Origin of the sequence: Hoylesella enoeca JCM 12259, assembly GCF_000613405.1 — a bacterium.
GTDB lineage: Bacteria > Bacteroidota > Bacteroidia > Bacteroidales > Bacteroidaceae > Prevotella > Prevotella enoeca.
This window is the reverse complement of sequence record NZ_BAIX01000083.1, coordinates 1-3,515: the sequence shown is the minus strand read 5'-3', so window position 1 is coordinate 3,515 and position 3,515 is coordinate 1. Positions and strand designations below refer to the sequence as shown.

General features: G+C 40.3%; 6 protein-coding genes. 1 reads left to right on the top strand and 5 read right to left on the bottom strand.

The genetic code is table 11. The annotated features are described in order from the left end of the window. Positions 1-147 precede the first annotated feature (147 nt). Complete coding sequence (locus JCM12259_RS12475; protein ID WP_021590357.1) at positions 148-489, bottom strand: hypothetical protein; 342 nt, start codon at positions 487-489, stop codon at positions 148-150. Between the two features lie 47 nt (positions 490-536). Then, positions 537-845 (bottom strand): hypothetical protein, encoded by a 309-nt coding sequence (locus JCM12259_RS12470; RefSeq protein WP_025066690.1) that lies wholly within the window; start codon positions 843-845, stop codon positions 537-539. 598 nt (positions 846-1,443) lie between these two features. Between JCM12259_RS12470 and JCM12259_RS12465 the strand changes: the two genes are divergently transcribed. Next, on the top strand, positions 1,444-1,788 hold the full coding sequence (locus JCM12259_RS12465) for a hypothetical protein (RefSeq protein WP_025066689.1): 345 nt from the start codon (positions 1,444-1,446) through the stop codon (positions 1,786-1,788). A gap of 336 nt (positions 1,789-2,124) precedes the next feature. Here the strand turns inward: JCM12259_RS12465 and JCM12259_RS12455 are convergent, their stop codons facing one another. From JCM12259_RS12455 to JCM12259_RS12445, 3 genes are all read right to left on the bottom strand, one after another. Next, the gene (locus JCM12259_RS12455) at positions 2,125-2,346 is read right to left on the bottom strand and encodes a hypothetical protein (RefSeq protein WP_036889091.1); all 222 of its coding nucleotides are present in this window, start codon (positions 2,344-2,346) and stop codon (positions 2,125-2,127) included. An 11-nt stretch (positions 2,347-2,357) separates the two neighbouring features. Further along, the gene (locus tag JCM12259_RS12450; RefSeq protein WP_025066686.1) at positions 2,358-2,936 is read right to left on the bottom strand and encodes a hypothetical protein; all 579 of its coding nucleotides are present in this window, start codon (positions 2,934-2,936) and stop codon (positions 2,358-2,360) included. A 76-nt stretch (positions 2,937-3,012) separates the two neighbouring features. Then, positions 3,013-3,515, bottom strand: a 503-nt coding sequence (locus tag JCM12259_RS12445) for an LPD11 domain-containing protein (protein ID WP_234396615.1), incomplete at its 5' end; no start/stop codon positions are given.

Sequence of the window (3,515 nt, the reverse complement as noted above, 5' to 3'; positions counted from 1 at the left end):
ATCCGGCAATGTCCTTGACATTCAATCCCGAAAGGAGCCGGTTCATAATCAGGGTGTGGGGCGGTAAGCCCCACCGATTTTTTCGGCATGAAAATTCAAGAAGTGAGATGCCGGGCGATACCTGACACCTCACTCATATCAAATTAGCTACATATCTGGCAACTCATCAAGTATGTTCTCCAAATGTCCTAAGACTATATCCAGCTTCAAATCGGTGATGGTTCCCTCAAAGCCATCTTCTTTGTCTTTTACCAATATTGACAGGAAACCATCTTCTTCCTTTACCGCCATTACTTTCAGGTCGGCAGGTTCCTCCCCCAAATATCCTATGATGTAAGGATGTTCCGCCTTTTCTCCTTGTTCTTCGTCGTCATAATCCATCCCAAAATGAAATTCATGGTTAGGGAAATTCTGCAAAGCGTCGATTAGTTCCTGCTTCTGTCGTTTGTAAATCTCTTCATAAAGAGGGGCATAATCAAAATGTTTCATTGTTTTGTCTGTTTTAATAAGGTGGGGTTTCCACCTTGCATTGGTTATTAATCAAGTGTTTCATAAAAGTAGTCTAATTCCTCGCCTTTCAGGTTTTCGCAACCATAATTGTCCGCTTCTTCCCAAAGGGCATTGTAAACACGTGCCAACTCATCGTTTTTCTCGTACCATTGCCAAATTTTATGATTGAGCACCATAACAAGCTCGGTCAGAAATTTATAGTCACCTTTCCATTCTTCAAAAGCTCGTTTGAAAGTGCCTTTTACTGCCTCTATGCCAAATTGCTCTGCCGTAGAGAAATCATTCCAAAATGTTGTGAGAGGCTTGTAACCTGTCATCTTTTCAATGTTCCACATTGGTGTTACAAATTGAATTGTTGCTGTTTCCATTTTCTTATTGTTTTATGAATTTAATATTTATTCTGGGCATCCCGATTCTCAACCTTTTTATAGTTTTTTCGTTTCTTCGACCCGAACTTTTTTTTATCATTCCGGTGTAACCGTCATCTCGAACCTTTTATGTGCAAGGTAACATCGCAGGCGTTAAGGGGACATAAGGCAAACAATTGGCCGGTAAAAGTTTTCAGGAAACCGCAATCTTTGATTTCGGAGGGTCATGAAAAGTTTTCCGTCAATAGGACTTGTTCCGGTGTTTTCCGTATTCCCTGCCTGCGATACCTTTGCAGAATAAAAGTCGATGGATGACCGCAAGCGGACGAAAAGTGAGGTCGAAATCAGAAACGGAAATGGGAAGATAGATAAGGAAATGTAAAATAGAATCCCCATAAGTTGCAGGAGACGGAACGCATGGAAATGGTTACAGGGGATGATAATAGCCATCTCTTGGTTGTTTCAAGATAACAATAAAAAAATTGAATGATGAAAACTTCCATATATTTAATATTTAGAAGTTTTATCAATAAAAATTGCTATCTTTGTATCCAAAAGAAGATATATGGAAGTACGTATTTTATTTTGCTGGGCCGGAAATGTTTATAATTGGCGTGGAACATGGCCGTTTTCATGCGTTCCGTCTCCTGGAGATACTTTAGGTATTCAAAGTTTCATAGAAGAGGGGCATATAAAGGCTGACGAAGAAGATGTCGTGTTCAAAGGCAGCAACCTTTACAGGTATCGAGGCCTTGAAGTATCATTGGAGGGTCTGCTTTCCAATGAGTACAATACCAAAGTTGTCTCTGTAAATTGGACTGGGACAGGTATTGAAATTGAAATAACGACAGACATGTATCAGCAAAGAGACAGTATTGGTTCTAATCTTTGGGAAGAGAAGATAGAATAATGCAAATTTCAGACTTTAGTTGTTTTATGAAAGAAAAACTATTGAGGAAAGTAATCCATGTGCATCTCATACATAGCCGTAAGAATTATTACTTTGGCAGTGTGAATGCCATCTTTAAGAAGCTCTCCGAGAAAGAACTTGGGTGTACGGAAAATACTTTAAGTCACGTTTTAACGGAAGACGGTATGCACCATATCACATCCAAGGCACTTATCATAAGGTCACGTCTAATGACCTAAAATGACCTATTTACTGGCGAGACTCAATGGTTCGCCTATGGCTGCGACATTAAGGAGCAGCCCAAAATGTTTGGGGACATTTCATCCCCAAACATTTTCAATCAACATAAAAGCCGCCTTCACTTTGGGCAATATCCAACCATTCAGAATAATCTTCACTATTTTCTTCGCGGGGTTCATTGCCCATATCATCACAAAATTGAAGATAACCGTCGTATGTTGCATTGTAGCTTGCAATGGTCGTTTTGCGTGTCTTTAACTCAAACTTCTTGTGTTTCATGTTAAAAAAAGATTGCGGCAGGGTGGTTAGCCCTGCCATGACCTTTTTTCTTAGTCTTCAATCTCAAACTCGTGAACGTAGAGGAAATCATTGTCCCCTTTATGTTCTTTGTTCCAGTTCTTCAATTCTCCTTTGCTGACTTCCTCTTTACCAAGCAACTCTGCTGCATACGCCATTGCCTGTTTCTCTGTTTCAAAATAACCACTCTCATAGTTTCCGTTCACACAAGCGTCCACGTAGAACTTGTCTGTGAAGTATTTGCTCTCGGCATCATTGGTAGCATAGACTTCACAGCCTGGCTCTTCCACGATGTAGTAGACGGTAAGGTCAGGCATGAGCTTCGTAAGCACATGACGGAAATCCGTTGCTCCCCATGCTTCATCCGCCTCTATACTAATGATGTCTCCATCCATTTCATACTCTTGGATGAAACCACGGAGATAATTATTTTCCATCTGCTCGTCCGTCGCTCCCAAAACTCTGACGATATTTCCCTCCCATTCCTTGGATGCGTTTTCCTCGACAGGCTTACACTTGTCTGTCATAAAGCTGTCAATTACGTCGAACACTCGTTTCAAATCACTCTCGCTACCTTCAATACGGTAGCTTGTCCTTGCCCAATTTGCCATGTTTTTATAATTTAAGTTGTTTTTTATTCCTTGAAGCATTCTTTTGTCGGGAAACCGACAAAAGAACACATTATTATCAGTTAGCAGCCTTTGCCTTGCGCTCCAATTCAGCAATATCCTCGACCGTGCACCATTGGGGCTTTAAATCCTCGGGGATTATGTTCCAACGTCTTTTTACCTCTTCTATGGTTTCATTGACGGAATTTCCCCAAAGACCATATTTGTCGTTGTGGTAGCGAAAATCCTGTTTGTCTTGCTCTTCATTACCAGTCTTCCCAAGGTATGCAATCAAATCATGGTATATTTTTGAAAGCATCATATATTTATCCCTACAATTGTACTCCCTTATTTCCTTTTCCGTATAAGGGTTTGCAATCACAAAGTCTCGCTTCAACTCAAAACCTGCTTCACCGTCCATATCGTTGGCAGGACATGCACAATATAACGTTGTTGGATTACTTTGTGGGGACAGCGACAAATCCAAGTAATAGTTTCCTTTCTCATCCTTGTAAGCAGTATAACCATTGTAGTTTATACCAACTCGTTGTAAAGTGATTTTTTCCATTTTCCTATTTTTAT